The organism is Stenotrophomonas chelatiphaga (assembly GCF_032054965.1).
Classification (GTDB): Bacteria; Pseudomonadota; Gammaproteobacteria; order Xanthomonadales; family Xanthomonadaceae; genus Stenotrophomonas; species Stenotrophomonas chelatiphaga.
In genome coordinates, this window is sequence record NZ_DAMBRS010000024.1 from 1 (window position 1) to 23502 (window position 23502).

Genomic DNA, 23502 nt, shown 5'->3' on the forward strand with positions numbered 1-23502 from the left:
CGGCACCGACGTGGACAAGCCGCGCAACCTGGCCAAGAGCGTAACGGTCGAGTAAATCTCTAGATCTAGTGGATTCAATGGGCAAGCGATCCTTCCTGGTCGATTGCTTGCCCATCCTTCCTTCATTGATCAGTTGCGACCGTAAGTATCTTCAAAGCGCACGATATCGTCTTCGCCCAGATAGCTGCCGGACTGAACTTCGATCAGCTCCAGCGGCAGGCGTCCTGGATTACGCAGGCGGTGGGTGACACCCAGCGGGATGTAGGTGCTCTGGTTTTCGCTGAGCAGCAGCACTTCCTCGCCACGTGTGACTTCGGCGGTCCCGCTCACCACGATCCAATGCTCGGCGCGGTGATGGTGCATCTGCAGGCTCAGCGTGCCACCGGGCTTGACCGTGATGCGCTTGACCTGGAAACGCGCACCGTTGTCGATCGAATCGTAGGCGCCCCATGGCCGGTACACCTTGCGATGCCAAGTGGCTTCGCTGCGCCCTTCGGCCTTCAGCCGGGCCACCACGGCCTTGACCTCCTGCATGCGGTCGCCCTTGCCGACCAGTACCGCATCGTCGGTTTCCACAACGATCACGTCATCCAACCCGACCATCGCCACCAGGCGCTGGCCGTAGGCATAGGTGTTGCGGCAGTCGATCGCGATGACATCGCCCTGGTGTGCGTTGCCGTGGCCATCCTGCTGCGAGACGTCGCGCAGTGCGGTCCACGATCCGACATCGTTCCAGCCGGCATCCAGCGGCACCACCACCGCGTCGGCGGTCTTCTCCATCACCGCGTAGTCGATGGAATCGGACGGCACGGCGGTGAACGCGTCCTTGTCCAGGCGGGTGAAGTCGGCATCACGGCGGGCCTTGCTCCAGGCGTCGCGACTGCCAGCCAACATCGCCGGTTGGAAGCGTTCCAGTTCCTGCAGGTAACGCGAGGCCTTGAACAGGAACATGCCGCTGTTCCAGTAGTACTGTCCGCTGGCCACGTAATCGGTGGCCGTGGCGAGGTCCGGCTTTTCGACGAAACGCTCCACCGCGCGGGCACCTTCGCCTGCGGCCGCCTTGATGTACCCATAGCCGGTTTCCGGGCCGGCAGGCACGATGCCGAAGGTCACCAGCTTGCCGGCTTCGGCGGCACCTGCAGCCTGCTCGACCGCGCGCTGGAAAGCGGCGTTGTCACTGATCACGTGATCCGACGGAAGCACCAGCAGCAGCACGTCAGCGCCATCGCGCGTGGCCTCCAGAGCCGCCACCGCGATGGCCGGCGCGGTGTTGCGGCCGACTGGTTCAAGGATGATCGCTGCGGGGGACGCACCCACCTGCTGCAACTGTTCGGCGGCGACGAAGCGATGCTCTTCGTTGGCGATGACCAACGGACCGCGCGCGGCGATGGCTTCGACGCGCTTCCACGTGGCCTGCAGCATCGTCAGCTCACTGGCCAGCGGCAGGAACTGCTTCGGATATGCCTCGCGCGACAACGGCCACAGGCGCGTTCCGGAGCCACCGGACAGGATGACGGGCTGGATGCTGTTCATGGGCGCGGACATCCTGAGGTTACTGCTGCAGCAGCGAAGAGATTTCGTCGGTACGCGACTGCAGCAGCGCCGCATCCCCGCGCGTTTCGACATTCAACCGCAGCAGCGGTTCGGTGTTGGAGCTGCGCAGGTTGAAGCGCCAGTCACCGAAATCGGCGCTGATGCCATCGGTATGGTCCAGCGCCGGCGCATGCGAGGCGAAGTGTTCCATCACGCGTGCCACCGATACCTTGGCGTCGGCGACCTTGAAGTTGATTTCACCGCTGCACGGATAGGCCGCCATGCGGTCTTCGACCCAGTCAGCCAGAGACCGGCCGCTCTCGGAAACCAGTGCGGCAATCAGCAGCCAGGGAATCATCCCCGAGTCGGCGTAGGCAAACTCGCGGAAGTAATGGTGGGCGCTCATTTCGCCGCCGTACACCGCATCTTCGGCGCGCATCTTTTCCTTGATGAAAGCGTGGCCGCTCTTGCACAGCACCGGGATGCCGCCGGCCTGTTCGACCATTTCTACGGTATTCCACACCAGTCGCGGATCATGCACGACCTTGCCACCCGGGTGGCGCTTCAGCGCGGCCTGGGCCAGCAGGCCGACCAGGTAATAGCCTTCGATGAAACGACCGGTGTGGTCGAAGAAGAAGCAGCGGTCGAAGTCGCCATCCCACGCGATGCCGAAATCGGCGCCATGCTCACGCACCGCTTCGGCGGTGGCGGCGCGGTTTTCCGGCAGCAGCGGGTTGGGGATGCCGTTGGGGAAGTTGCCATCCGGCTCGTGGTTGACGCGGATGAACTGCAGCGGCAGGTGCGGGGCGAGCAGGTCGACGATCGCGCCGGCGCCGCCGTTGCCGGCATTGACCACGACCTTCAGCGGCTTCAGTGCAGCGGCGTCGACGTAGGACAGCAGGTGCGCGATGTACGCGCTCTTGTCGTGCTGCTCGCTCTGGCCTGCCTTGGGCGACAGGGCGGCTGCGGTATCGGCCGCCACCGCATCGGAGATCGCGAACAGGCCGGTATCCGAGCTGATCGGGCGCGCCTTTTCGCGCACCAGCTTCATGCCGTTGTAATCCATCGGGTTATGGCTGGCGGTCACCATCACGCCACCGGCCGCGCCCAAGTGATCGGTCTGGAAATAGACTTCCTCGGTACCGCACATGCCGATGTCGATGACTTCGCGGCCCGCGCCGCGCAGCCCCACGACCAGCGCATCCTGCAGCGCCGCGCTGGTCAGGCGCACGTCGTGGCCGACGACCACGGTTCCGGCGTCCAGTTGGTCCGAGAGTGCAACGCCGATGCGCCGGGCCAGGTCTTCGTTCAGTTCGTCCGGCACGCGGCCGCGGATGTCATAGGCCTTGAAGGCGGGCAGGGGCATCGGTCACTCCATTGGGGGGTCCAGCCGGTTAGTTTAGTCCCTGGAATGTTTGGGAATCGTTTCCATGTCGCAACGCCACGTGACCCTGATCGCCGCTGCCCTAGAATGGGCGGATTACATCAACGAGGTGAGGGCGTAGATGACAACCCCGGCAACGACTGGCCAGCGGCGCGACAAGCGCTACGCCAGTGCAGCCCTGGCCCTGCAGGGCGTGGTCGCCGATGGCCAGACCCTGGCGGTCGGCGGTTTTGGCCTGTGTGGCATCCCGGAGGCCCTGATCGCCGCGCTGCGCGACAGCGGGGTCGGCGGCCTGACGGTAATCTCCAACAATGCCGGCGTGGATGGCTTCGGGCTGGGCCAACTGCTGGCCACCCGACAGATCCGCAAGATGATTTCGTCCTACGTGGGCGAGAACAAGGAGTTCGAGCGGCAGTTCCTGGCTGGCGAACTGGAACTCGAATTCAATCCGCAGGGCACCCTGGCCGAGCGACTGCGCGCCGGCGGGGCCGGTATTCCGGCCTTCTTCACCGCCACCGGCTACGGCACCGTGGTGGCCGAGGGCAAGGAAACCCGCGAGTTCGATGGACGGCACTACGTGATGGAAACCGCGCTGCGCGCCGATGTGGCGCTGGTCAAGGCGTGGAGGGCCGACGAAGCGGGAAACCTGGTGTTCCGCCGCACCGCGCGCAACTTCAATCCGGCCTGCGCGATGGCCGGAAAGGTCTGCATCGCCGAAGTGGAAGAGGTGGTGCCGGTAGGCAGCATCGACCCGGACCAGGTGCATCTGCCCGGTATCTACGTGCACCGCATCGTGCACAACCCCACGCCCGAAAAGCGCATCGAGCAACGCACCGTGCGCACGGAGAACCCCTGACATGGCCTGGACCCGCGACGAAATGGCAGCGCGCGCTGCGCGCGAACTGACCGATGGGGCATACGTGAACCTGGGCATCGGCCTGCCGACCCTGGTGGCCAACCATATTCCCGACGGCGTGGACGTCTGGCTGCAGTCGGAGAATGGCCTGCTCGGCATCGGCCCCTTCCCGACCGAAGCGGAGATCGACCCGGACCTGATCAACGCAGGCAAGCAGACCGTCACCGCCCGGGCCGGCGCCAGTTACTTCGGCAGCGATGACAGCTTCGCGATGATCCGCGGCGGCCACGTCAACCTGGCCATCCTCGGCGCCATGCAGGTCACCGACAGCGGCGACCTTGCCAACTGGATGGTGCCCGGCAAGATGGTGAAAGGCATGGGCGGGGCAATGGACCTGGTGGCCGGCGTGCAGCGCGTGGTGGTGCTGATGGAGCACACCGCGAAGAACGGCGAGCACAAGATCCTGAAGGAATGCTCGCTGCCGCTGACCGGTGTCGGCGTGGTGGATCGCATCATCACCGATCTGGCCGTGTTTGATGTGACCGGAGACGGGCTGGTGCTGGTGGAAACCGCGCCGGGTGTCGATGAGGCTGAACTGGTGGAAAAGACCGGCGTAGCGTTCAAACGCAGCTGATGGGCACGCTGTTCCCGCAGGATCTGCCTGATGCCGATGTACGCCACCTTGCGGGGTGGCTGCCCCCTGCGCAGGCAGGGGCCCTGCAGGCAGCGTTGCTGCGCGACATTCCGTGGGAAGTGCACAGGATCCGGATGTTCGGGCGGTTGGTGGATTCACCGCGGCTGAGTTGCTGGATGGGCGATCCGGATGCGCGTTACCGGTACTCCGGTGCAGACTTTCTGCCGCATCCGTGGCCGTCCGTGCTGCTGCCACTGCGTGGTCTATTGCAGGAGGAACTGGGCGCGCGCTTCAACAGCGTGCTGCTCAACCGCTATCGCAGCGGCACGGACAGCATGGGCTGGCACAGCGACGACGAGCCGGAGCTGGGGCCGCAGCCGGTGATCGCTTCGCTGAGCCTGGGCGCTGCACGCCGCTTCCTGCTGCGCAGGCGCGATGACCACGCCCGCAAGGCCAGCTACCTGCTCGGCCATGGCGACCTGCTGGTGATGGCCGGTAGTACGCAGACCCATTACCAGCACGCCCTGCCGAAGAGCGCCCGGATACAGGCCGAACGCATCAACCTGACTTTTCGGTGGTTACAGCGCTGACCCGGCAGGGGGCATGGATTCAACTGCGGATCAGATCGATCGCAGCGGAAAGCAGCCCGCGCCCGAAACGGAGATAGTTTCCTGTGGCCATTTCGCCAAGCACCTGGGGGAGACGACGCACCCGAGAAGCAGGCAGGCCAGCGCGTACGTCGAAATGGTCCCGCCTGGACGTGACAAGAGCCATTGCCGACCGAGATACGAGAAGTGCCTGCGCGCGTTCAACCAGCATCTCTGATTGCTTGAGTTCGGACTGCAGTTGCAGTTTGCGGCGTGCGCTTCGGGGCAGGGGATCGTTGCCACCAAGCCCGAGCTGGTTTCCTCCGTGCAGGCGGTAGTCCACCAGTGATTCCGTCAGGCTGTCTACTCCACCGGTCAGCGCCGCCAACGTGACCAGCCAGGCGTCATGAACCCATTCCGTCGCCGGCAGCGGAAGCGCGTGGTCCAACAGCCGTACGTGAATTGCCATGGCCGCGCCAGTTACCATCTTCCGCTTCATCAGCAGGCCCAGCGCATCACCCCCGTGCATCATCCTCAGCTCATAGCTGCCAATTCCGAGTGATTCAAACAGGCTCTTGGGGAGCGATTTGCCCTCCCCATCAATCAGCCGCGCATCGCTATGCAGCGCCAGCAGTCCGGGCCGTGCCTCGAACTCGGCACACATGCGTGACAGCTTGTCCGCATGCCAGACATCATCCTGATCGCAGAGGAAGATGACCTCGCCGGTGCACGCACGCAGCGCGCCATCGAAGTTGCGGCGGTAGCCGACATTGCGTTCATTGACCTGCAGGTCCACCACGATACCCAACGCTTCGGCCTTGGGCACGAAGGCTGCCAGGATTTCACGCGTCCCGTCGCTGGACACGTCATCGCGGATGACGATCTGGTCCGGCAGCGGGCACTGCGTCAACAAGCTGTCCAGCTGCGCCTGCAGGAAGCGCTGGCCGTTGTAGGTGCACATGGCAATGGACGTGGTGAGCGGCATCGGCGGAGTCACGGGTCAGGCAGTTCTGGATTATGACATTGCCTGCCAAGGGCCGCCGGCCAGCCCCCGGCACGACCCAATCACCAGCCCATCAGCGCAGCGACGCGCCGTCTGCATCCTTCTGCCCACTGGTCAGCGCCCAGCCCACCACGTCGGCGGTCAGTGCATTCAGCCCCTTCTCGAAGGCCGCGGTCACCGCCGGCACCTCGGTTGATCCCACCGGTTGCTCCTGGCGGAAGGTGCGGTCGATCACCACCCGCTGGTCGACCACATGGATCAGCTTGGCGTTGATTTCGATGACCACGGTCGGCGTGGGCTGGCCGCGGTAGTCCGATTCAAACCGGCGGATGTCGGTGGCCAGGCGGTAATCGGCGCGGATACCAGCCGCCGCACGGCCGACCCCGGCGATCCGGCCGGAGTCTTCGAAACCGCGCAGCAGGGCGTCTTCAATCATGTCGGTGGCCGGCTGCGCCCAGGTCGCGCCCGCGTAGATTTCCAGCTCCGAAGGACTCGGCCGCACGTTGATGCGCGGACTGTCGACCATGCGCGTGGCGCTCGGCTTGGACAGCACCAGCTGCCAGGTGACGGTCGGCCAGGACGGATCGACCTTCACCTGGACGGCGGGCGAGTAGATGGTCACCGCCTTGCGGTCACCACTGGAGAGGATCGAACAACCGGTCAGGCTGGCCAACAAGACAGCCGGCAGCAGCAGGCGCGTCACGGACAGGGAGGGCATGCGCTTCATTCGGGTTCGAACTCCTTCGGTGCGTCGCGGCCCAGCAGGTAGCGCGCGGGATTGTTCTCAAGCCGGTCGCTGACCCGGCGCAGGTCGCGGATCAGGCCGCGCAGTTCGGTCAGGGTCGGGCCGAGCTGGCCCAGTCCATCGCTGGCGAAGCTGTTGATGGCCGCACGGTTCTCGCCCAGGATCGAATCGGCATTGCCGGCGGCCGAATCCATCTTGGTCATCGTGGCGTCGAGCTTCTCGATGATGCCCGGCAGCTGCTGCACCAGGTTCTGGTCCAGCCGCTGGATGGTGCCGTTGGTGGTCTTCAGGGTGTCGTCGAGGCTGCGCGCGGCATTGCGCGCGCTGAGCAGCAGCGCCTGGGTGCCCTGTTTCTGGTCGGCCAGGCCGCCACTGATCGACTCGATGTTGGCCAGCGTGGCGTTGATGGCGGCCACGTTGCGGTCGCTGAGCACCTGGTCCATGCGTTCGACGATGCGGTTGGCCACGTCGGTGATGTTCTGCAATGCCGAGGGCATGGTGGGGATGATCGGTGCCGGATCGCGGTTGACCGAGGTCAGCGTCGGCGACTGCGGGGTGCCGCCACTGAGCTGGATGATCGAGGGGCCGGTCAGGCTGGTGATGGCCAGCTTGGCGCGGGTATCGGTCTTCACCGGCGTGGTGGAATTGAGGCGGATCTTGGCCACCACCTGGCGCGGGTCATCCGGGACCAGGTTGAGTTCGGTGATCGACCCCACCGCGATGCCGTTGTACTGCACCGGGCTGCCGACGGTCAGGCCGGTGACCGCCTCGCGGAACACCACGCGGTACTCCTGCCAGGTGCGGTCGGAGGAATACTTGGCTGCCCACAGGCCGAAGGCCAGCAGGGCCAGGCCGGTGATCAGGGTGAACGCGCCTATCAGCACGTAGTTCGCTTTGGTTTCCATGACTCAGGCACTCTCGGTCTGTTCGCCGCGCGCAGCACGTGCGCGGGGTCCGTGGAAATAGTCCTGGATCCACGGATGGTCCAGTTTCTCGATGTCGGCCAACGGCGCAGTGGCGACGACCTTGCGGTCGGCCAGCACCGCCACCCGGTCACAGATGGCATACAGGGTGTCCAGATCGTGTGTGATCAGGAAGACGGTCAGCCCCAACGCTTCCTGCAGGGTCTTGATCAGGCGGTCGAACGCCGCCGCGCCGATCGGATCCAGGCCTGCGGTGGGTTCGTCCAGGAACAGCAGCGGCGGGTCCAGCGCCAGCGCACGGGCCAGGCCGGCACGCTTGCGCATGCCACCGGACAACTGCGAAGGCAGTTTGTTGATCGCATCGGCGGGCAGCCCGGCCAGCTTCACCTTCAGCAGCGCCAACTCGTAATGCCAGCGCTCGGGCAGTTCGCGGTGGTGCTCTTTCAACGGGACCTGCACGTTCTCACCGACGGTCAGCGAAGAGAACAGCGCGCCATCCTGGAACAGCACGCCAGTATTGCGCTGGATATGCAGGCGGCTTTCGCTGTCACCCCCGCGCGCGTCGCGTCCCAGCACTTCGATCTGCCCTTCGTCCGGGCTGCGCAGGCCAAGGATGGAGCGCATCAGCACCGACTTGCCGGTACCCGAACCGCCGACCACGCCGAGGATCTCGCCGCGCCGTACGTCCAGGTCCAGGCCTTCGTGCACGGTCTGGCTGCCGAAGCGGTTGACCAGCCCGCGCACGCGGATGGCCAGCTTCGCGTCGTCCTCGCCGGAGGCGTCGTGGATGTCGTCGGTGCGTTCGTCGTTCACCATCACCAGCCCACCTGCATGAACCACAGCGCCGCGAAGGCGTCGAGGATGATCACCAGCGAAATGGCCTGGACCACGCTGGAGGTCGTGCGCTCACCGACCGACTGCGCGGTGCCTTCCACCTTCAGGCCTTCCAGGCAGCCGATCAGGCCGATCACCAGTGCGAACACCGGGGCCTTGGACAGGCCGACCAGCATGTTGCGCACTTCCATCGTGTCGTACATGCGCGCGATGTACATCTGCGGGGGAATATCCAGGTCGAAGGCGCCGACCGTGATACCCCCTGCGAGGCCGGCGACCATCGCGATGAAGGTCAGCAGCGGCAGGGTGATCAGCAGGGCGACAATGCGCGGCAGCACCAGCAGGTCCATCGGATCCAGGCCCAGCGTCTTCATCGCGTCGATCTCCTCGCGTGCCTTCATCGCACCGATCTGCGCGGTGAACGCGCTGGCGGTACGGCCGGCCAGCACGATGGCGGTCAGCAGCACCGCGAATTCGCGCAGGAAGGCGATGCTGACCAGCTCGACCACGTAGATCTCCGCGCCGAAGTCGCGCAGGATGGTCGAACCGAGGAAGGCGATCACCGCGCCGACCAGATAGGAAAGCAGGGCCACCAGCGGCACCGCATCCAGCCCGACCTGCTCCATCTGGTGCACGGTGGCGGTCAATCGGAAACGGCGTGGCTCCTTCAGCAGGCGCGCACCCTTGACCAGGCTTTCGCCGAGGAAGCTGGCCAGCGCCACGATGTTCTGGCCGGTCGCGTGCATGCTTCGGCCGAGCCGGTCCAGCGCGGCCAGCACGCCGAAATCACGCTTCGGCTTGGGCCGGTCGTCGGCCACCTCTTCGATCGTGCAGACCAGCGCCTGGTGGTCCTCGCGGAACTGCAGTGCGTCCTGGCCCAGGTCGGCGCGGTGGGCCACGCGCAGCAACTGCAGCACGCCGGCCGAATCCAGCTGGTCGATGCCGGTGGCATCGATGGCCGTCAGGTTTTCGGGAACCTCGCGCAGCACCTCGGCGGCCTGCAGGGCAGTGTGCAGCGTCCAGCGACCGGACAGGCGGATGCGGCCCGGTTCATTGGCATCGCGTTCGATCTTGGGGGTCTGGTCGGAGATCATGGTCGGCATCAAGGATGCAGCATAGCGTGTGCATGTCGCATGCAGCGTAGGTCCTGTCCGAATGTCCTTCTGCCCGGGCCGGGGCTGGGTAATACTACCGCGCATGCCTGCAGACGCCTCCCCGATAGCCTCGCCCCCCGCCACCTATGCGCAGCGCGTGGCGTTCGTCTGCGAAATCGCCGGGCGCCTGCACAGTTACGGCACCACCGCCCAGCGCCTGGAGGCCGCCGTAGTGGCCCTGGCCCAGCAGCTGGGGCTGGATTGCGAACCCTGGTCGAACCCGACCGGGATCATCCTGAGCTTCAGCGATCCGGCCAAGGCGATTGGTTCCAGCGACATCACCCGCGTGATCCGGCTGGCGCCTGGCGAAAACGATCTGCATAAACTCAGCGTCGCCGATCGCATTGCCGAAGATGTCGCAAACGGCCGGATGAGCCTGGCCCAGGGACACACCGCGCTGCGCCAGCTGGACGCTGATCCCGGGCTGCGCGGAAAGATCAAGGAAGTGCTGTCCTACAGCCTGGGCGCGGCCGGCGTGGCCGGGCTCTGGAAACTGCCGTGGCTGGACATCGCCACCGCTGGCGCGATCGGGCTGCTGATCGGCCTGCTGGGGCGCTGGACCAGCAGACGCGCGGCGACCAAGGAGGCCAGTGAAGCGCTGGCGGCGCTGTTGGCTGGGCTGGTCGCCACGCTGGTGGCCACCTATGTCGGCGCGCTCAACCTCAATACCGTGGTGATCGCCTCGCTGGTGATCCTGCTGCCGGGTATGTCGCTGACCAATGCGGTGAACGAGCTGGCCAGCCAGCACTGGGTATCCGGCACGGCGCGGGTGGCCGGGGCGCTGACCACCATCATGAAGCTGACGGTGGGCGCGATGATCGCGGTCACGCTTGCCGATGTGATCGGGCTGGACCCGGTGGTGCGCGCTTCGCGGCCGCAGGGCGCGTGGGTAGAGTGGTCGGCGCTGCTGATCGCGGCGTTCGCCTTCGCGATGCTGTTCAAGGCCAGCCGGCGCGATTTTCCGTGGGTGCTGGCGGCCTGCGTGGCCGGCTATGCGATTTCCAAATTCGCTGGCCATGCGTGGGGGGCGCCGGCGGGGATCTTCCTTTCGGCGATGCTGCTGACGGCGGCGGGCAACCTGTTTGGCCGGCTGGTGCAGCGGCCGGGGGCGATCATCCGCTTGCCGGGCATCATCATGATGGTGCCTGGCAGTACCAGCCTGCGTGGGGTGCTGACGCTGGTGCAGCAGCAGGATGTCGGGGCGGGGCAGGGGGTGTTCCTGACCGTGTTGAACGTGGTGATGGCGCTGGTGGCCGGGTTGTTGTTCGGAAACCTGCTGATTCCGGCGCGGAAGACGCTGTAGGTTTGTTGGTGGCGAACGGGTGGAACCCCCTCGCGGCTGCCAGCCTTTTTTGTCTACGGACAGGGCGCCGGGGGAGCAGGCTATCCGGGACACGCCGCAAGTACGTCCCTGTAGGCTACTGTTCGGCTCCTGCCTCACAGTGTCCCGGATAGCCTGCTCCCCCGGCGCCCTGACACAGTCCGGCGCTGGCTGCCGCGGATGAAAAGAAAGAAGAGCGGTGGGCCGTGGTGGGTGACCGCCGGCGGTGGTGGGTGACGAGCGTTGGTCGCGGTGGGTGACAACCGTTGGTCGTCACGCTGTTGCGGGCACAAAAAAACGCCGGCTTCGCAGCCGGCGTTTTTCATGATCGCGAGGGCTTTCAGGCCTTCTTGATCAGGTAATCCTCAACCTTCTTGCCCTTGCTGGTCAGCTCGGCCAGCCAGCGCGGCTGCTTGCCGCGGCCGGTCCAGGTTTCCTTGGTGTTGGCCGGGTTGCGGTACTTCGGGGCGACCTTGCCCAGCTTGCGGCCGGCGGTCTTGGACGGTGCCTTGGTCGCGGCCTTGCGCGCACGCGGTGCCGGTGCGCCGCCGAACAGTTCTTCGATGCTGTACCCCTCGACCTTGGCCAGCTTTTCCAGCTGGGCGCGGACCTTGGTGATCGGGCGACGCTTGGCGACGATGGTCTGCTGCTTCTTGGCGGTGCGGATCAGTGCACCCAGTTCACGGGCCGACAGACCGGTCAGATCAATACTCATGCAGTGCTCCAGACAATATGGAAAGGGTCTGCCAGTCCTTGGCTCGGGCCCAAGAGTAATGTGCATTTACTGCAAGCACAAACAGGAAATAGCACTTCCGGGGTGAACAGCAAAAGAAAAGCCGGGATTAACCCGGCTTTTGTTCTTTTACCCGAGCAGTTTGCGCATCAGGCTGTCGCGATCCAGGCTCTCGGCCTCGCTCGCGCTGCGTGAGCGATATTCGAAAGTACCTGCGGCCAGGCCGCGTTCGGAAACCACCACGCGGTGCGGAATGCCGATCAATTCCATGTCGGCGAACATGGCGCCGGGGCGCAGGCCGCGGTCGTCCAGTGCGGCATCCAGCCCGCCGGCACGCAGCGATTCCAGCAGCTCGGCAGCGGCGGCGGACACGGCGGCGTCGCCCTTGGGATTGATCACGCACACCACCGCCTGCCACGGCGCCATCGCCTCCGGCCAGACGATGCCGGCTTCGTCGTGGTTCTGTTCAATGGCGGCGGCGACGATGCGCGAGATACCGATGCCGTAGCAGCCCATGCTCAGCACCGCGGCCTTGCCATTTTCATCGAGCACGGTGGCATTCAACGCCTTCGCATACTGGCGGCCCAGCTGGAAAACGTGGCCCACTTCGATGCCGCGGGCGATCTTCAGCTCGCCGCCGTCACGGGCACGGTCACCGGCCTGCACGTTGCGGATATCGGCGATCTCCGGCTCCGGCAGGTCGCGGCCCCAGTTGACGCCGGCGAGGTGGAAACCGACTGCGTTGGCGCCAACGACAAAATCGGCGAGTGCGGCCACTTCCGGGTCAGCGACGACACGGATCGCCTTGGCCGGACCCACCGGGCCCAGAAATCCGGGCACGCAGCCGAGGTATTCGCTGATTTCCGCCTCGGTGGCAAACCGGTGGTCGGACAGGCCGGGCACCTTGGCCAGTTTGATTTCGTTGACCTCATGGTCACCGCGCACCAGCGCCAGCACGAAGGTTTCGCCGGCCATCAGCGCGACCGATTTGACCGTGCGCTGCAGTGCCAGCCCCAGCAATGCGGCCACGTCTTCGCAGGTCTTCTGGGTCGGGGTTTCAAGCTTGCGCATCGCCTCGCCCGCGGCGGCGCGGGCGGCGGGCGAGGCGGCCACGGCCGCTTCCATGTTCGCCGCATAATCCGAGCCGGTCGAAAACACCAGCGCGTCTTCGCCGGAATCGGCGATGACATGGAATTCCTGCGAAGCATCGCCACCGATGGCGCCGGAATCGGCCTGGACCATGCGGAAATCGAGCCCCAGCCGGGTGAAGATCCGGCTGTAGGCCGCCTTCATGTTTTCGTATTCGCGGACCAGGTCTTCGTCGTGCAGGTGGAAGGAATAGGCGTCCTTCATCAGGAACTCGCGCGCGCGCATCACCCCGAAGCGCGGCCGGATCTCGTCGCGGAACTTGGTCTGGATCTGGAAGAAATTGACTGGCAGCTGCTTGTAGCTGGACAGTTCCTGCCGCGCGAAATCAGTCAGCGCTTCCTCGGCGGTGGGGCTGTAGCAGAACTCCTGCTCCTTGCGGTCCTTGATCTTCAGCAGCTGCGGGCCGAATTTTTCCCAGCGCCCGGTGGCTTCCCACAGCTCGCGCGGCTGGATGGTCGGGATCTGCAGTTCGACCGCGCCGGCATTTTCCATTTCCTCGCGGACGATGCGCTCGACCTTGCGCAGCACGCGCAGGCCCAGCGGCGACCAGATATACAGGCCGGAGGCGAGCTTGCGGATCATCCCCGCGCGCAGCATCAGCCGGTGGCTGGTCAGCTCGGCGTCGCTGGGGGTTTCCTTGGTGGTGTGCAGGTGGAACTGGGACAGGCGCATCGTCGGCATCATCTAACGGCGGAAGCCGTTATTCTGCCAGCCCGGCGCCTGTCGTGGGCAGCGGGCGGGTTTCAGGCCTGCGGGCAGTAGGCCTTGGCGGCCGCTTCGGCGAGCGCGCGCTGGTTGGCGCGCTGGGTGTCGTCCAGCGCGGTTTCGGCCGTGCCGTCACCGTTGGTGTCCTGCATGACCGGACCGCTGCCATCGAGCAGCGCCAGGTTGGCCCGCGCGGTGACGCACTGCGGGGCGAGCGGCGTGTCGGTCGCCGCCGCTGCCGGCAGATTGCCCGGGTCGCGGGTCTGCTGCCGGGTTTCAAAAGCCTTGCCGGCGGGCGGGCTCTCCGAATATTGGGTCACGCCGTTGGCGTCCTTCCACTTGTAGACCGGACCGGCAAACGCCGATGCGCTGGCCAACAGCAGGAAACTCAAGCAGAACAGGGTACGCATGGAGACTCCAGGCCTGACCGGCGGGAAAGCGTGATTGCAGCACCGCAGCCGTCGGCTGGCAAGTCGATTAAACTCGGGGCATGGATCCCATCACACCGCCGCCGCCGCGTTCGCGCACCATTTACCTGCTCCCCAACCTGTTCACCACGGCGGGCCTGTTTGCCGGGTTCTACGCGATCATCGCCGCGGCCAACGGTGATTTCGTCTACGCCAGCATCGCGGTGTTCGTGGCCGCGGTCATGGACGGGCTGGATGGCCGGGTCGCCCGCCTGACCGGCACCAGCAGCGAATTCGGCGTGCAGTACGACTCGCTCGCCGACCTGGTCAGCTTCGGCATGGCGCCGGCGCTGGTGATGTACCACTGGGCCCTGTCTTCGCTGAAGTTCGACGGTGAACTGCTGGGCCGCGTCGGCTGGGCGGTCGCCTTCCTGTATGCGGCCTGCGCGGCGCTGCGGCTGGCCCGCTTCAATACCCAGGTGGCGGTGGTGGACAAGCGCTGGTTCGTCGGCCTGGCCAGCCCCGCCGCGGCCGGCCTGATGATGTCCTTCGTCTGGGCCTTCGCCGACGGCACCCTGGGCTGGACCGGTGAGCAGCTGCGCTACGTGGCGCTGGGGGTGACCCTGGTGTCGGCCCTGCTGATGGTCAGCCGGATCCGTTTCTGGAGCTTCAAGGGCGGCGGGGCGAAAGGCCCGCGTGCCGACCGCGTGCCGTTCCTGGTGTTGGCCCTGCTGCCGATCGGCATCGCCATCGCGGTGATCGACCTGCCGCGTGTGTTGCTGGCAGTGGGCGTGATCTACGCGCTGTCCGGGCTGGTGATGTGGGCCATGCAGCGCCTGCGAAAGCGCCCGGACGCGGCGTGAGTACCGACCTGCCCGTCCTGTGGACTCCGGCCCAGCAGGCCTGGCTGCAGGCGATGGGCTACAGCGTGCTGCATGAAGGCACGTTGGCGGCCGAGCTGGAAGCCGCTGCCGCTGCGGCGGCCATGGCGCAGGCGATCGAGCCGCAGTCGGTTGAACTGAGCGTCGCCCCGGTGGCATCACGCCCCGCAGTGACCCGGCAGGCGCCGCCGGCACCGCGCACCGCGCCGGAACCGGTTGCCCCGCGCACGCCGGTCGCCCCGCGCCCGGCTGCCGGGGATCAGAGCGACACCGATGCCCCGCCGCGCGCCAACGCTGCACGGCGCCCGTCGGTACGCCTGCCGGATCGCCTGCAGATCGCTCTGCTGCGTGCCTCGGGCTGCAATCCCAATGATCCACAGACGCAGGCCTTGATGGACAGCTGGCCGCTGGACGCGCTGCGCGCCGATCCCGCCGCCAAGCGCGCGCTGTGGCCGACCCTGCGTGCGTTGCGCCGCAAGGGGCGCCAGGCATGAGTGCGGTGGCCCGTCCGGCGCAGGCCAGCTTGCGTGCGCTGCGCGAAAGCGACCTCAACGCAGTGATGGTGATCGAGGAGCGGGGGTACCCGTACCCCTGGACGCGCGGCATCTTCCTGGACTGCCTGCGTGCGGGCTATCCCGGCCTGGCAATGGAAGAGGACGGTCTGCTGGTGGGCTATGCGCTGTTGAGCATCGCCGCCGACGAAGCCCACCTGTTGAACATCTGCGTGGATCCGCTGAACCAGTCCCGCGGACGCGGGCGGCAGTTGCTGCGCGCCATCGTCGGCCTGGCCCGTGACCGCGGCGTGCAGCGCGTGTTCCTGGAAGTGCGGCCGACCAATACGCCGGCGCTTTCGCTGTACCACAGCGAAGGATTCAACGAGATCGGTCGTCGTCCGCGTTATTACCCCGCCGCCGATGGCCGCGAGGATGCGCTGGTGATGGCCATCGAACTGGTGGCCGACGACATCGACAGGATGCCGCCGCTGTAAGCCACGTGCCGCCGAGCCGTGCTCGGCGAGCGCAGCGGGCCGCCCGAAGCTAGTGACGGCCAGCGGCCGTCACTACCGGTGTCGCGCGTTACAGCTTGGCGCGCTGTTCCTGCAGGCCGGCCAGCTGGGTGGTCCATTCGACCAGGCGCACGCGCTCCTGCTCGACCACCGCCGCCGGCACCTTGTCGGTGAACTTGGCCAGCTTGGCCTCGCTCTTTTCCTTTTCGCCCTGCACGCGGGCCAGTTCCTTGTCCAGGCGCGCGCGTTCGGCATCCAGGTCGACCAGCCCTTCCAGCGGCACCAGCAGCTTCAGCTCGCCGACGATCGCCGGTGCCGCCGGGGGGGCGGATTCGCCTTCGGCCAGCCACTGGATGGTGTCCAGTTTCAGCAGGAACGACAGCGAGGCCGCGAAGCGTTCGATGCGCACGCGGTCCTGTTCCAGCCCGGCCTGCAGGCGCAGCGGCACCAACCGGGACGGGGCCACGTTGAGCTCGCTGCGCACGCGGCGCACGGCGCTGATCACTGCCTTCAGCCATTCGACGTCCGCTTCGGCCTGGGCATAGTCACCGGCGAACTCTTCGGCGCTGGGGTAGGGACGCAGCGACAGCGAATCGCCGCCGATGCCCAGGCGCGGCGCCACCTGCTGCCACAGCTGTTCGGTGATGAACGGCGTCAGCGGATGCAGCAGGCGCAGCAGCGCTTCCAGCACGTACAGCACGGTGTGGCGGGTGCTGTCTGCATCGGCCGCGTCGGCGCCGTTCAGGGCCGGCTTGCTCAGCTCCAGGAACCAGTCGCAGAATTCATTCCAGGCGAACTCGTACAGGCACTGCGCCAGCAGGTCGAAACGGTAGGCGGCGAAGTGGCCCTGCGCTTCGGCAGTGGTGGCCGCCAGCCGCGCGAGGATCCAGCGCTCGGCATCGGTGCGAGGCTTGGGCGCGCCTTCGAATGCAGCGCCTTCGGTGTTCATCAGCGCGAAGCGGCTGGCGTTCCACAGCTTGTTGCAGAAGTTCTTGTAGCCCTCGGCGCGGTTCATGTCGAACTTGATGTCGCGACCGTGGGTGGCCAGCGCGGCGATGGTGAAGCGCAGCGCATCGGCGCCGTGCGCGGCGATGCCGTCCGGGAACTCCTTGCGGGTCGCCTTCTCGATCTTTTCTGCGGCCCGCGGCTGCATCAGCCCGCCGGTACGCTTGGCCACCAGGTCCTCGATGGAAATGCCGTCGATGATGTCCAGCGGATCCAGCACGTTGCCCTTGGACTTGGACATCTTCTGGCCCTGCCCATCGCGGATCAGGCCGGTGAAGTAGACATCCTTGAACGGCACTTTGCCGGTCAGGTTGTCGGTGGCCATGATCATCCGGGCGACCCAGAAGAAGATGATGTCAAAGCCGGTGACCAGCACCGAGGACGGCAGGTAACGGTCGAAACCGCGCTCGGCCATCGCCTGTTCGTTCGGCCAGCCCAGCGTGGAGAACGGCCACAGCTGCGAGGAGAACCAGGTCTCCAGCACGTCGCTTTCCTGGGTCAGCGCGATCTCGGCGCCCAGCCCGTTGGCGGCGCGCACTTCGGCCTCGTCACGGCCGACGTAGCAGGTGCCTGCTGCATCGAACCACGCCGGGATGCGGTGGCCCCACCACAGCTGGCGGCTGATGCACCAATCCTGGATGTTGGTCATCCAGTGGCGGTAGGTGTTGATCCAGTTCGGCGGCACGAAGCCGACCGCACCCGGCTGTCCATCGGTCCCTTCGACCAGCTCCAGGCCACGCCGTGCCAGCTCGTCCATCTTCACGAACCACTGGTCGGTCAGGTAGGGCTCGATCACCTGGCCGGTGCGGTCGCCGCGCGGCACCTGCAGCTTGTGCGGCTTGGTTTCCACCAGCACCGCCAGGTCTTCCAGTTCGGCCAGCACGGCCTTGCGCGCGTCGTAGCGGTCCAGCCCGCGGAAACGCTCCGGGGCGTTGTCATTGATCGCCGCCACCGGGGTGAACAGGTTGATCATCGGCAGGTTGTGGCGCAGGCCGACCTGGTAATCGTTGAAATCATGCGCCGGGGTGACCTTGACCACGCCGGTGCCGAAGGCACGGTCGACGTAGTCATCGGCGATCACCGGCACGCTGCGGCCGGTCAGTGGCAGGGTCACGCTGCGTCCGATCAGGTGCAGGTAACGTTCGTCTTCGGGGTGCACCATCACCGCGGTATCGCCGAGCAGGGTCTCCGGGCGGGTGGTCGCCACGACCAGGTAATCGCGGGTTTCGCGCAGCGTTTCCACGCCGTCGGCATCACGCTCGACGTGCTCGTAGGTCAGCCCGTCGTCCAGCGTGTAGGCGATCGACCAGAGGAAACCGTCTTCCTCGGCGCTCTCCACTTCCAGGTCGGAAATCGCGGTCTTCAGCACCGGATCCCAGTTGACAAGCCGCTGCCCGCGGTAGATCAGGCCCTGTTCGTGCCAGCGCACGAAGGCTTCGATCACCGCCTGCGACGGCTGTGGGTCCATGGTGAAGGTGCTGCGCGACCAGTCGGCCGACGTGCCGAGGCGGCGCATCTGCCGCTCGATGGTGTCACCGGACTGCTGCTTCCATTCCCACACCTTGCCGATGAACGCTTCGCGGCCCAGCGTATCGCGCGTCTCGCCGTTGCCTTCCAGCGCCAGGTTGCGGCCGACCACCATCTCGGTGGCGATGCCCGCGTGGTCGGTACCCACCTGCCACAGCGTGTCGTAGCCACGCATGCGGTGGTAGCGCACCAGTGCGTCCATCAGGGTCTGCTGGAAGGCATGGCCCATGTGCAGCGTGCCGGTCACGTTCGGCGGCGGCAGCAGGATGGTGTACGGCTCGCCCTTGCCCGACGGCTTGAAGTGGCCAGCCTTTTCCCAGGCATCGTAGGTGTCCGTTTCAAAGGACGTCGGGTCGTAGCTGGAGTCGAGTCGGGTCATGCGGGGCAACCAGAAGATGTTCGGGGGGAATTCAGGGCGATCGTTCGGCGCATCAAGGGCAGCGCAGGTCCGGCGCCGGCTTACATGTCGTGCTTGGAAAGCGCGTAACCAGCGTCCTTGTACTGCCGCCAGCGCTCGCGCAGCGGCTCGCGTGCGTCCGGGTCGGCCGGCACCACTTCCAGCACGCGCTCGCATTCGCCCATCCAGGGCGTGTCGCGCAGGTTGATCACCAGCGGGCGCGCCGGTTCAACGCCACCGGGCACGGCGATCAGCACCAGCGCCTCTTCTTCATCCATGTCTTCGCCGGCGATCTGGTGCGGGATGTAGGCCTCCGCATCGAAGGACCACAGCAGCTCGTCCAGTTCTTCGGCCTGGGCCTGGTCGCGCGCCAGCACCAGGGTGAACAGCCCGGCATCGTTGGCCTTGCGCGCCAGTTCGCAGACCAGCCGCAGCGGCTCGGTCAGGAAGCGGGGCTTGGCAATCAGGTAGAAATCGGCGCGGGGCATGGCGGGGTCCGGGTTGCAGGCGAAGACCCGGTCGAAACCGGGCCGTGTCATGGCCGGCACGGAGGCCGGCCACAGGGCGACAGTGGATCAGGCGCGGGCGACCTGGTCCAGCAGCCACTGGCTCAGCAGCCCGACCGGGCGACCGGTGGCCATGCCGCGCTTGCCTTCGTCGCTGGCCACGCCGGCGATGTCCAGGTGGGCCCAGCGCTGGCCTTCGGTGAAGCGCGCCAGGAAGCAGCCGGCGGTGATCGCACCGGCCCAGCGGCCGCCGATGTTGTACACGTCGGCAAAGCTGGAATCCAGCATCGGCTGGTATTCGTCCCACAGCGGCAGGCGCCAGGCGCGGTCGAACACGTGCTCGCCGGCGGCCAGCAGTTCATTGGCCAGGTCGTCGTGCTTGGTCATCAGGCCGGCGGTCTGGTGGCCCAGGGCCACCATGCAGGCGCCGGTCAGGGTGGCCACGTCGACCAGCGCGGCCGGTTCGAAGCGCTGCGCATAGGTCAGCGCGTCGCACAGGATCAGGCGGCCTTCGGCGTCGGTGTTGCCGACTTCGATGGTCTTGCCGGACATCGAGGTGATGACGTCGGACGGGCGGTAGGCATTGCCGTCGATCGCGTTTTCAACCGCCGGCACCACCACGACCAGGTTCAGCGGCAGCTGCGCCTTGACGGTGGCCACGAAGGTGCCGATGACGTTGGCGCCACCGCACATGTCGTACTTCATTTCCTCGATGCCGCCCTGGGTCTTCAGGTTGACGCCACCGGTATCGAAGGTGATGCCCTTGCCGACCAGCACGTAGGGCTTGGCGTCGCCGCCGTTGCTCCACTTCAGCACCACCAGGCGCGGACGGTTGGCCGAACCGCGGGCGACGGCCAGCAGCGAGCCCATGCCCAGCGCTTCCATCTGCGTCTCGTCCAGGATCTCCGCTTCGGCGCCGTCGTGCTCACCGGCGAACTTCACCGCCACGTCGGCCAGGTAGGCCGGGTTGCAGAAGTTCGGCGGCAGGTTGCCGAGCTCGCGGGCGAACTCCACGCCGCTGGCGATGGCCTGGCCCTGCAGCAGGGCCTGTTCGTCGCTGCCGGCGATCGCCAGCTGCTGCAGGCCGGCGTCTTCGGCCTTCTTCTTGCCGAAGGTGGCGGTGTAGCGGTAGCTGGCGTGGTCGGCGGCGATGATCGCCTGGCGGATCGCCCAGGCCGCGTCGCGGTCCTTGACGGGCAGGTCGACCAGGGTGAACAGCGCGCTGCGGCTGGCGCCGGTCTTCAGCGCGCGCACCGCGTCGCCGATGGCCTTCAGGTACTGCGGCACGCCGAAGCGGGCGGCATCACCCAGGCCGACCACCAGCACGCGCGGGGCGCTGACGCCCGGCAGGTCGTGCAGCAGGGTGGTGGCACCGGTCTTGCCGGAGACATCGCCACGCTGGGCAAGGGCGGCCAGGCGGCCGCCACTGGCGGCGTCCAACGCCTGCGCGGCGGGCGACAGGGAAAGATCGGCGAAGGCGCCGACGACCACGCAGTCGACCCCGGCAGAGGTCGGCGACGCTTGGTTCAGGGTGAATTGCAGGGCCATTGATCAGATTCCGTTGGCATATCCGTACAATCGCGGACCGTTTACGTCCAGCCAGTAGACTGGGCGGACCCGCGAACGAACCTGAGAGTTTAAACCACGGCCCATGTTGAAGCTCGACCGCTATCTATTGGGCGATTTCGTCCAGAGTTTCCTGGCCACCCTGATCGTCCTGCTGGTTGTCAGCGTGGGCGGCGTGCTGGTGGATATCCTTGGCAACATCGCCGATGGGCGCCTGCCTGCCCGCCTGCTGTTCTCACAGCTGGGCCTGCAGTTCATCGTCTACATGCCGCTGATCCTGCCGCTGGCGCTGATGCTGGGCCTGCTGCTGGCGGTCGCCCGGCTGTACCGCGACTCCGAAATGGCGGTCATCACCGCTATCGGCGTGGGCCCGCGGCGCCTGCTCAAACCCTTGCTGCTGCTGGTGCTGCCGGTGGTCGGGCTGATCGGTGCCTGTTCGCTGTGGCTGGGCCCCTGGGCCGACCGCACCAGCGAGCAGATGATCGACCAGGCCAACCGCAGCGTGCTGATGGCCGGCCTCGAGTCGGGGCGCTTCACCAACCTGTCCAACGGCGGGGTGGTGTATCTGTCCTCCATTTCCCCGGACGGCACCGGGCTGGGCCGGGTGTTCATGAACCGCGCCCGCGAGGGCCGCATCGAGGTCGTATCGGCCGCCAGCGGCAAGCTGTTCTTCGAGGGCAAGGACCGCCGCTACCTGCAGTTGAACGACGGCCACCAGATCGAAGGCCCCGCCGACGGCGGCAAGGGCTACCGGCTGGCGACCTTCGCGCGCAACGACGTGGCGATGCCAGACGGCGCGCAGACCCGCCAGTCCGATGACCCGGAACTGCTGCCGACCAGCCAGCTGATCGGCGACAAGCGCCCGCAGGCCAAGGCGCAGCTGCATTCGCGCATCGCCCCGCCGCTGATCGCGCTGGCCTTCGCCCTGCTGACCGTGCCGCTGGCGCGCAGCTCGCCGCGCCAGCAGCGCTACGGCCGGATGATGCTGGCCTTCCTGGCCTACATGGTGGGCATGAACCTGATGTTCATCGGCACCGGCTGGATCGCCGATGGCAAGGTGCCCGATGGGCTCGGCCTGTGGTGGCTGACCCTGCCGCTGCTGGGGCTGGCGATCTGGATGTACCTGCGTGACGGCCACCTGTCGCGCCCGAAGAGAGTGACCGCATGATTCCGCGTCCGATGCGTTTCGATTACTACCTGGGCCGGGCGGTGTTCGGTACCGTGCTGCTGACCTGGGCGGTGCTGGTGGGGCTGGACGTGGTGATGGCCTTCTCCGGCGAGTTCAAGGACGTCGGCAAGAACGGCTATACGCTGGGCCATGCGGCGGCCTGGGTGCTGTACACCGTGCCGCGGCGCGCCTACACCTTCTTCCCCACGGCGGCGGTGATCGGCTCGCTGATGGGCCTGGGCCAGTTGGCGGCGACGTCCGAACTGACCGCGCTGCGCGCACTGGGCCTGTCGCGGCGTCGCCTGAGCCTGTCGGTGGCGGTCGCCCTTTCGCTGCTGACCGGCGCGATGGTGATCAGCGGCGAAACGCTCGCACCGTGGGGGCAGGAGCGCGCCGACAACATCCGCATGAGCGCCAAGCGCGGCGGCGACATGTCCGTGGCCCGCTACGCCGGTGTCTGGGCCCGCGAGGGCGATACCTTCCTCAACGCGCAGGGCGGTGAGGAGCAGCTGGTCGAGGGTGGCGGCACGCGCCTGGTACTGCACGACGTGCGCATGTACCGCATCGGCCCGGAGGGCGAGATCGTGTCGCTGACCCATGCCGTCACCGCCGAGCACGATGCGTCCGGCTGGGTGCTGAAGCAGGTGCGCCGGGACATTTTCGGCGACCGTTCACTGACGCGCGAGGAAGTGCCAAGCGAGAAGTGGGATTCGAAGCTGGATGCGGCGGCGCTGGCGACCGGTATTTCGCGGCCGCGCAACCTGCGCGCGGCTGACCTGCGTACCAGCATCGAATACCGCGAGCGCAATGGCCTGGATGCGCGTGACTACGAGGACGTGTACTGGAGCCGCTGGTTCTATCCCGTGAACGTGCTGGCGTTGTGCCTGGCGGCGGTGCCGTTCGCGTTCGGTTCGCTGCGCAGCGGCGGCATGGGCAAGCGCTTGTTCCTGGGCATCCTGTTCGCGCTCGGGTTCTGGCTGCTGCAGCTGTTCTTCGGGCGGATGGCCGGTGCGTTGAAGTTTGATTACCGGGTGGCATACGCACTGCCGCCGATCCTGATGCTGGGCATTTCGGCGATGCTGTTCCGGCGTAAGTCGGGCTGAGGTTTTGTTTGCCGGGCTGCGCCCGGCACCTGCCGAAGCAACGTCAACGTCAAAAGCGCTGGGCTGCGTGGTGGTGGGGCGGGGTGGGTTGGCGGGAATCGCCGTGAATCCGTCCCTGGAGGCTCGCCATCCGCATCCATGCGGATGAGCGTTCCCGCCAACCCACCCCGCCCCACCTTCGACAGGTCCGCGGGGGCCTTGGAATTTTCGGATGGTGGGGGACGGAGAGATGGGGTCGGAGTCCTTTCGCGCAGCGAAAGGACTCTGACCCCTGCTTTTATTCTTTTTCTACGCGGGTGGCGGCCACCGGAACCTGTCCGGGGGGTCGGGCGGTGGGGCTGGGCGGGGGCGTTGAGCGCCATGGATGGCGCGAAA

At 66.6% G+C, this 23502-nt stretch carries 21 protein-coding genes and 1 pseudogene; 9 read left to right on the top strand and 13 right to left on the bottom strand.

What is annotated here, in order from left to right; genetic code table 11:
* Window positions 1-129: 129 nt before the first annotated feature.
* Together RTX79_RS17990 and RTX79_RS17995 are read right to left on the bottom strand one after the other, a co-directional pair.
* Window positions 130-1533, bottom strand: coding sequence for a mannose-1-phosphate guanylyltransferase/mannose-6-phosphate isomerase (locus RTX79_RS17990; protein ID WP_312685190.1), 1404 nt, complete (start codon window positions 1531-1533; stop codon window positions 130-132).
* A gap of 19 nt (window positions 1534-1552) precedes the next feature.
* Window positions 1553-2899: a phosphomannomutase gene (locus RTX79_RS17995; RefSeq protein ID WP_312685192.1), complete on the bottom strand. Its 1347-nt coding sequence runs from the start codon at window positions 2897-2899 to the stop codon at window positions 1553-1555.
* A 139-nt stretch (window positions 2900-3038) separates the two neighbouring features.
* On the opposite strand from RTX79_RS17995, the gene RTX79_RS18000 reads away from it, so the two are divergent.
* From RTX79_RS18000 to RTX79_RS18010, 3 genes are read left to right on the top strand one after another with little or no spacing between them, the layout of a single operon-like run.
* Window positions 3039-3773, top strand: a complete 735-nt coding sequence (locus tag RTX79_RS18000) for a CoA transferase subunit A (RefSeq protein WP_312685194.1) — start codon at window positions 3039-3041, stop codon at window positions 3771-3773.
* A 1-nt stretch (window position 3774) separates the two neighbouring features.
* Complete coding sequence (locus RTX79_RS18005; protein ID WP_312685196.1) at window positions 3775-4407, top strand: CoA transferase subunit B; 633 nt, start codon at window positions 3775-3777, stop codon at window positions 4405-4407.
* Window positions 4407-4997 carry an alpha-ketoglutarate-dependent dioxygenase AlkB family protein gene (locus tag RTX79_RS18010; RefSeq protein ID WP_312685198.1) on the top strand — a complete coding sequence of 197 codons (591 nt, stop codon included), beginning with the start codon at window positions 4407-4409 and terminating at the stop codon, window positions 4995-4997. Before RTX79_RS18005 ends, RTX79_RS18010 begins: the two co-directional genes overlap by 1 nt.
* Before the next feature lie 19 nt (window positions 4998-5016).
* On the opposite strand, the gene RTX79_RS18015 is transcribed toward RTX79_RS18010, so the two are convergent.
* From RTX79_RS18015 to RTX79_RS18035, 5 genes are all read right to left on the bottom strand, one after another.
* Entirely contained in the window at window positions 5017-5979 is a 963-nt protein-coding gene (locus RTX79_RS18015) for a glycosyltransferase family 2 protein (RefSeq protein WP_312685200.1), read from the bottom strand.
* Window positions 5980-6070: 91 nt separating this feature from the next.
* Window positions 6071-6715, bottom strand: coding sequence for an ABC-type transport auxiliary lipoprotein family protein (locus RTX79_RS18020; RefSeq protein WP_312685202.1), 645 nt, complete (start codon window positions 6713-6715; stop codon window positions 6071-6073).
* A 5-nt stretch (window positions 6716-6720) separates the two neighbouring features.
* Entirely contained in the window at window positions 6721-7647 is a 927-nt protein-coding gene (locus RTX79_RS18025; RefSeq protein ID WP_057508401.1) for an MlaD family protein, read from the bottom strand.
* 3 nt (window positions 7648-7650) lie between these two features.
* On the bottom strand, window positions 7651-8481 hold the full coding sequence (locus RTX79_RS18030) for an ABC transporter ATP-binding protein (RefSeq protein WP_057508402.1): 831 nt from the start codon (window positions 8479-8481) through the stop codon (window positions 7651-7653).
* Window positions 8481-9593 (bottom strand): ABC transporter permease, encoded by a 1113-nt coding sequence (locus RTX79_RS18035; RefSeq protein ID WP_312685223.1) that lies wholly within the window; start codon window positions 9591-9593, stop codon window positions 8481-8483. The genes RTX79_RS18030 and RTX79_RS18035 overlap by 1 nt, the downstream gene beginning before the upstream one ends.
* 103 nt (window positions 9594-9696) lie before the next feature.
* Here RTX79_RS18035 and RTX79_RS18040 point away from each other — a divergent pair, with 103 nt between their 5' ends.
* On the top strand, window positions 9697-10956 hold the full coding sequence (locus RTX79_RS18040; RefSeq protein ID WP_312685209.1) for a threonine/serine ThrE exporter family protein: 1260 nt from the start codon (window positions 9697-9699) through the stop codon (window positions 10954-10956).
* A gap of 364 nt (window positions 10957-11320) precedes the next feature.
* On the opposite strand, the pseudogene RTX79_RS18045 reads toward RTX79_RS18040, so the two are convergent.
* The 3 genes and pseudogenes from RTX79_RS18045 to RTX79_RS18055 form a co-directional block, all read right to left on the bottom strand.
* A pseudogene (locus RTX79_RS18045) lies at window positions 11321-11689 on the bottom strand (H-NS family nucleoid-associated regulatory protein); the annotation flags it as partial.
* Window positions 11690-11836: 147 nt separating this feature from the next.
* Window positions 11837-13528, bottom strand: a complete 1692-nt coding sequence (locus tag RTX79_RS18050; protein WP_312685211.1) for a proline--tRNA ligase — start codon at window positions 13526-13528, stop codon at window positions 11837-11839.
* A gap of 71 nt (window positions 13529-13599) precedes the next feature.
* Complete coding sequence (locus RTX79_RS18055; protein WP_309688283.1) at window positions 13600-13971, bottom strand: DUF4124 domain-containing protein; 372 nt, start codon at window positions 13969-13971, stop codon at window positions 13600-13602.
* Window positions 13972-14051: 80 nt separating this feature from the next.
* Between RTX79_RS18055 and pssA the strand changes: the two genes are divergently transcribed.
* From pssA to rimI, 3 genes are read left to right on the top strand one after another with little or no spacing between them, the layout of a single operon-like run.
* Window positions 14052-14831 (top strand): CDP-diacylglycerol--serine O-phosphatidyltransferase, encoded by a 780-nt coding sequence (gene pssA / locus RTX79_RS18060; RefSeq protein ID WP_057508407.1) that lies wholly within the window; start codon window positions 14052-14054, stop codon window positions 14829-14831.
* The gene (locus tag RTX79_RS18065) at window positions 14828-15343 is read left to right on the top strand and encodes a hypothetical protein (RefSeq protein ID WP_312685216.1); all 516 of its coding nucleotides are present in this window, start codon (window positions 14828-14830) and stop codon (window positions 15341-15343) included. The genes pssA and RTX79_RS18065 overlap by 4 nt, the downstream gene beginning before the upstream one ends.
* Window positions 15340-15837, top strand: coding sequence for a ribosomal protein S18-alanine N-acetyltransferase (gene rimI, locus RTX79_RS18070; RefSeq protein ID WP_312685217.1), 498 nt, complete (start codon window positions 15340-15342; stop codon window positions 15835-15837). The genes RTX79_RS18065 and rimI overlap by 4 nt, the downstream gene beginning before the upstream one ends.
* An 88-nt stretch (window positions 15838-15925) precedes the next feature.
* Here the strand turns inward: rimI and RTX79_RS18075 are convergent, their stop codons facing one another.
* The 3 genes from RTX79_RS18075 to RTX79_RS18085 all read right to left on the bottom strand — a co-directional run bounded on the left by RTX79_RS18075 (window position 15926) and on the right by RTX79_RS18085 (window position 20838).
* Window positions 15926-18766: a valine--tRNA ligase gene (locus tag RTX79_RS18075; RefSeq protein WP_312685218.1), complete on the bottom strand. Its 2841-nt coding sequence runs from the start codon at window positions 18764-18766 to the stop codon at window positions 15926-15928.
* A gap of 80 nt (window positions 18767-18846) precedes the next feature.
* A complete protein-coding gene (locus RTX79_RS18080; protein ID WP_057508411.1) occupies window positions 18847-19272 on the bottom strand; it encodes a DNA polymerase III subunit chi in 426 nt (141 codons plus the stop codon).
* A gap of 87 nt (window positions 19273-19359) precedes the next feature.
* Window positions 19360-20838 carry a leucyl aminopeptidase gene (locus tag RTX79_RS18085; protein ID WP_057508412.1) on the bottom strand — a complete coding sequence of 493 codons (1479 nt, stop codon included), beginning with the start codon at window positions 20836-20838 and terminating at the stop codon, window positions 19360-19362.
* A 103-nt stretch (window positions 20839-20941) separates the two neighbouring features.
* Between RTX79_RS18085 and lptF the strand changes: the two genes are divergently transcribed.
* Complete coding sequence (gene lptF, locus RTX79_RS18090) at window positions 20942-22024, top strand: LPS export ABC transporter permease LptF (protein WP_057508413.1); 1083 nt, start codon at window positions 20942-20944, stop codon at window positions 22022-22024.
* Window positions 22021-23127 (top strand): LPS export ABC transporter permease LptG, encoded by a 1107-nt coding sequence (gene lptG, locus RTX79_RS18095; RefSeq protein WP_312685221.1) that lies wholly within the window; start codon window positions 22021-22023, stop codon window positions 23125-23127. The genes lptF and lptG overlap by 4 nt, the downstream gene beginning before the upstream one ends.
* The last annotated feature ends 375 nt before the right edge of the window (window positions 23128-23502 follow it).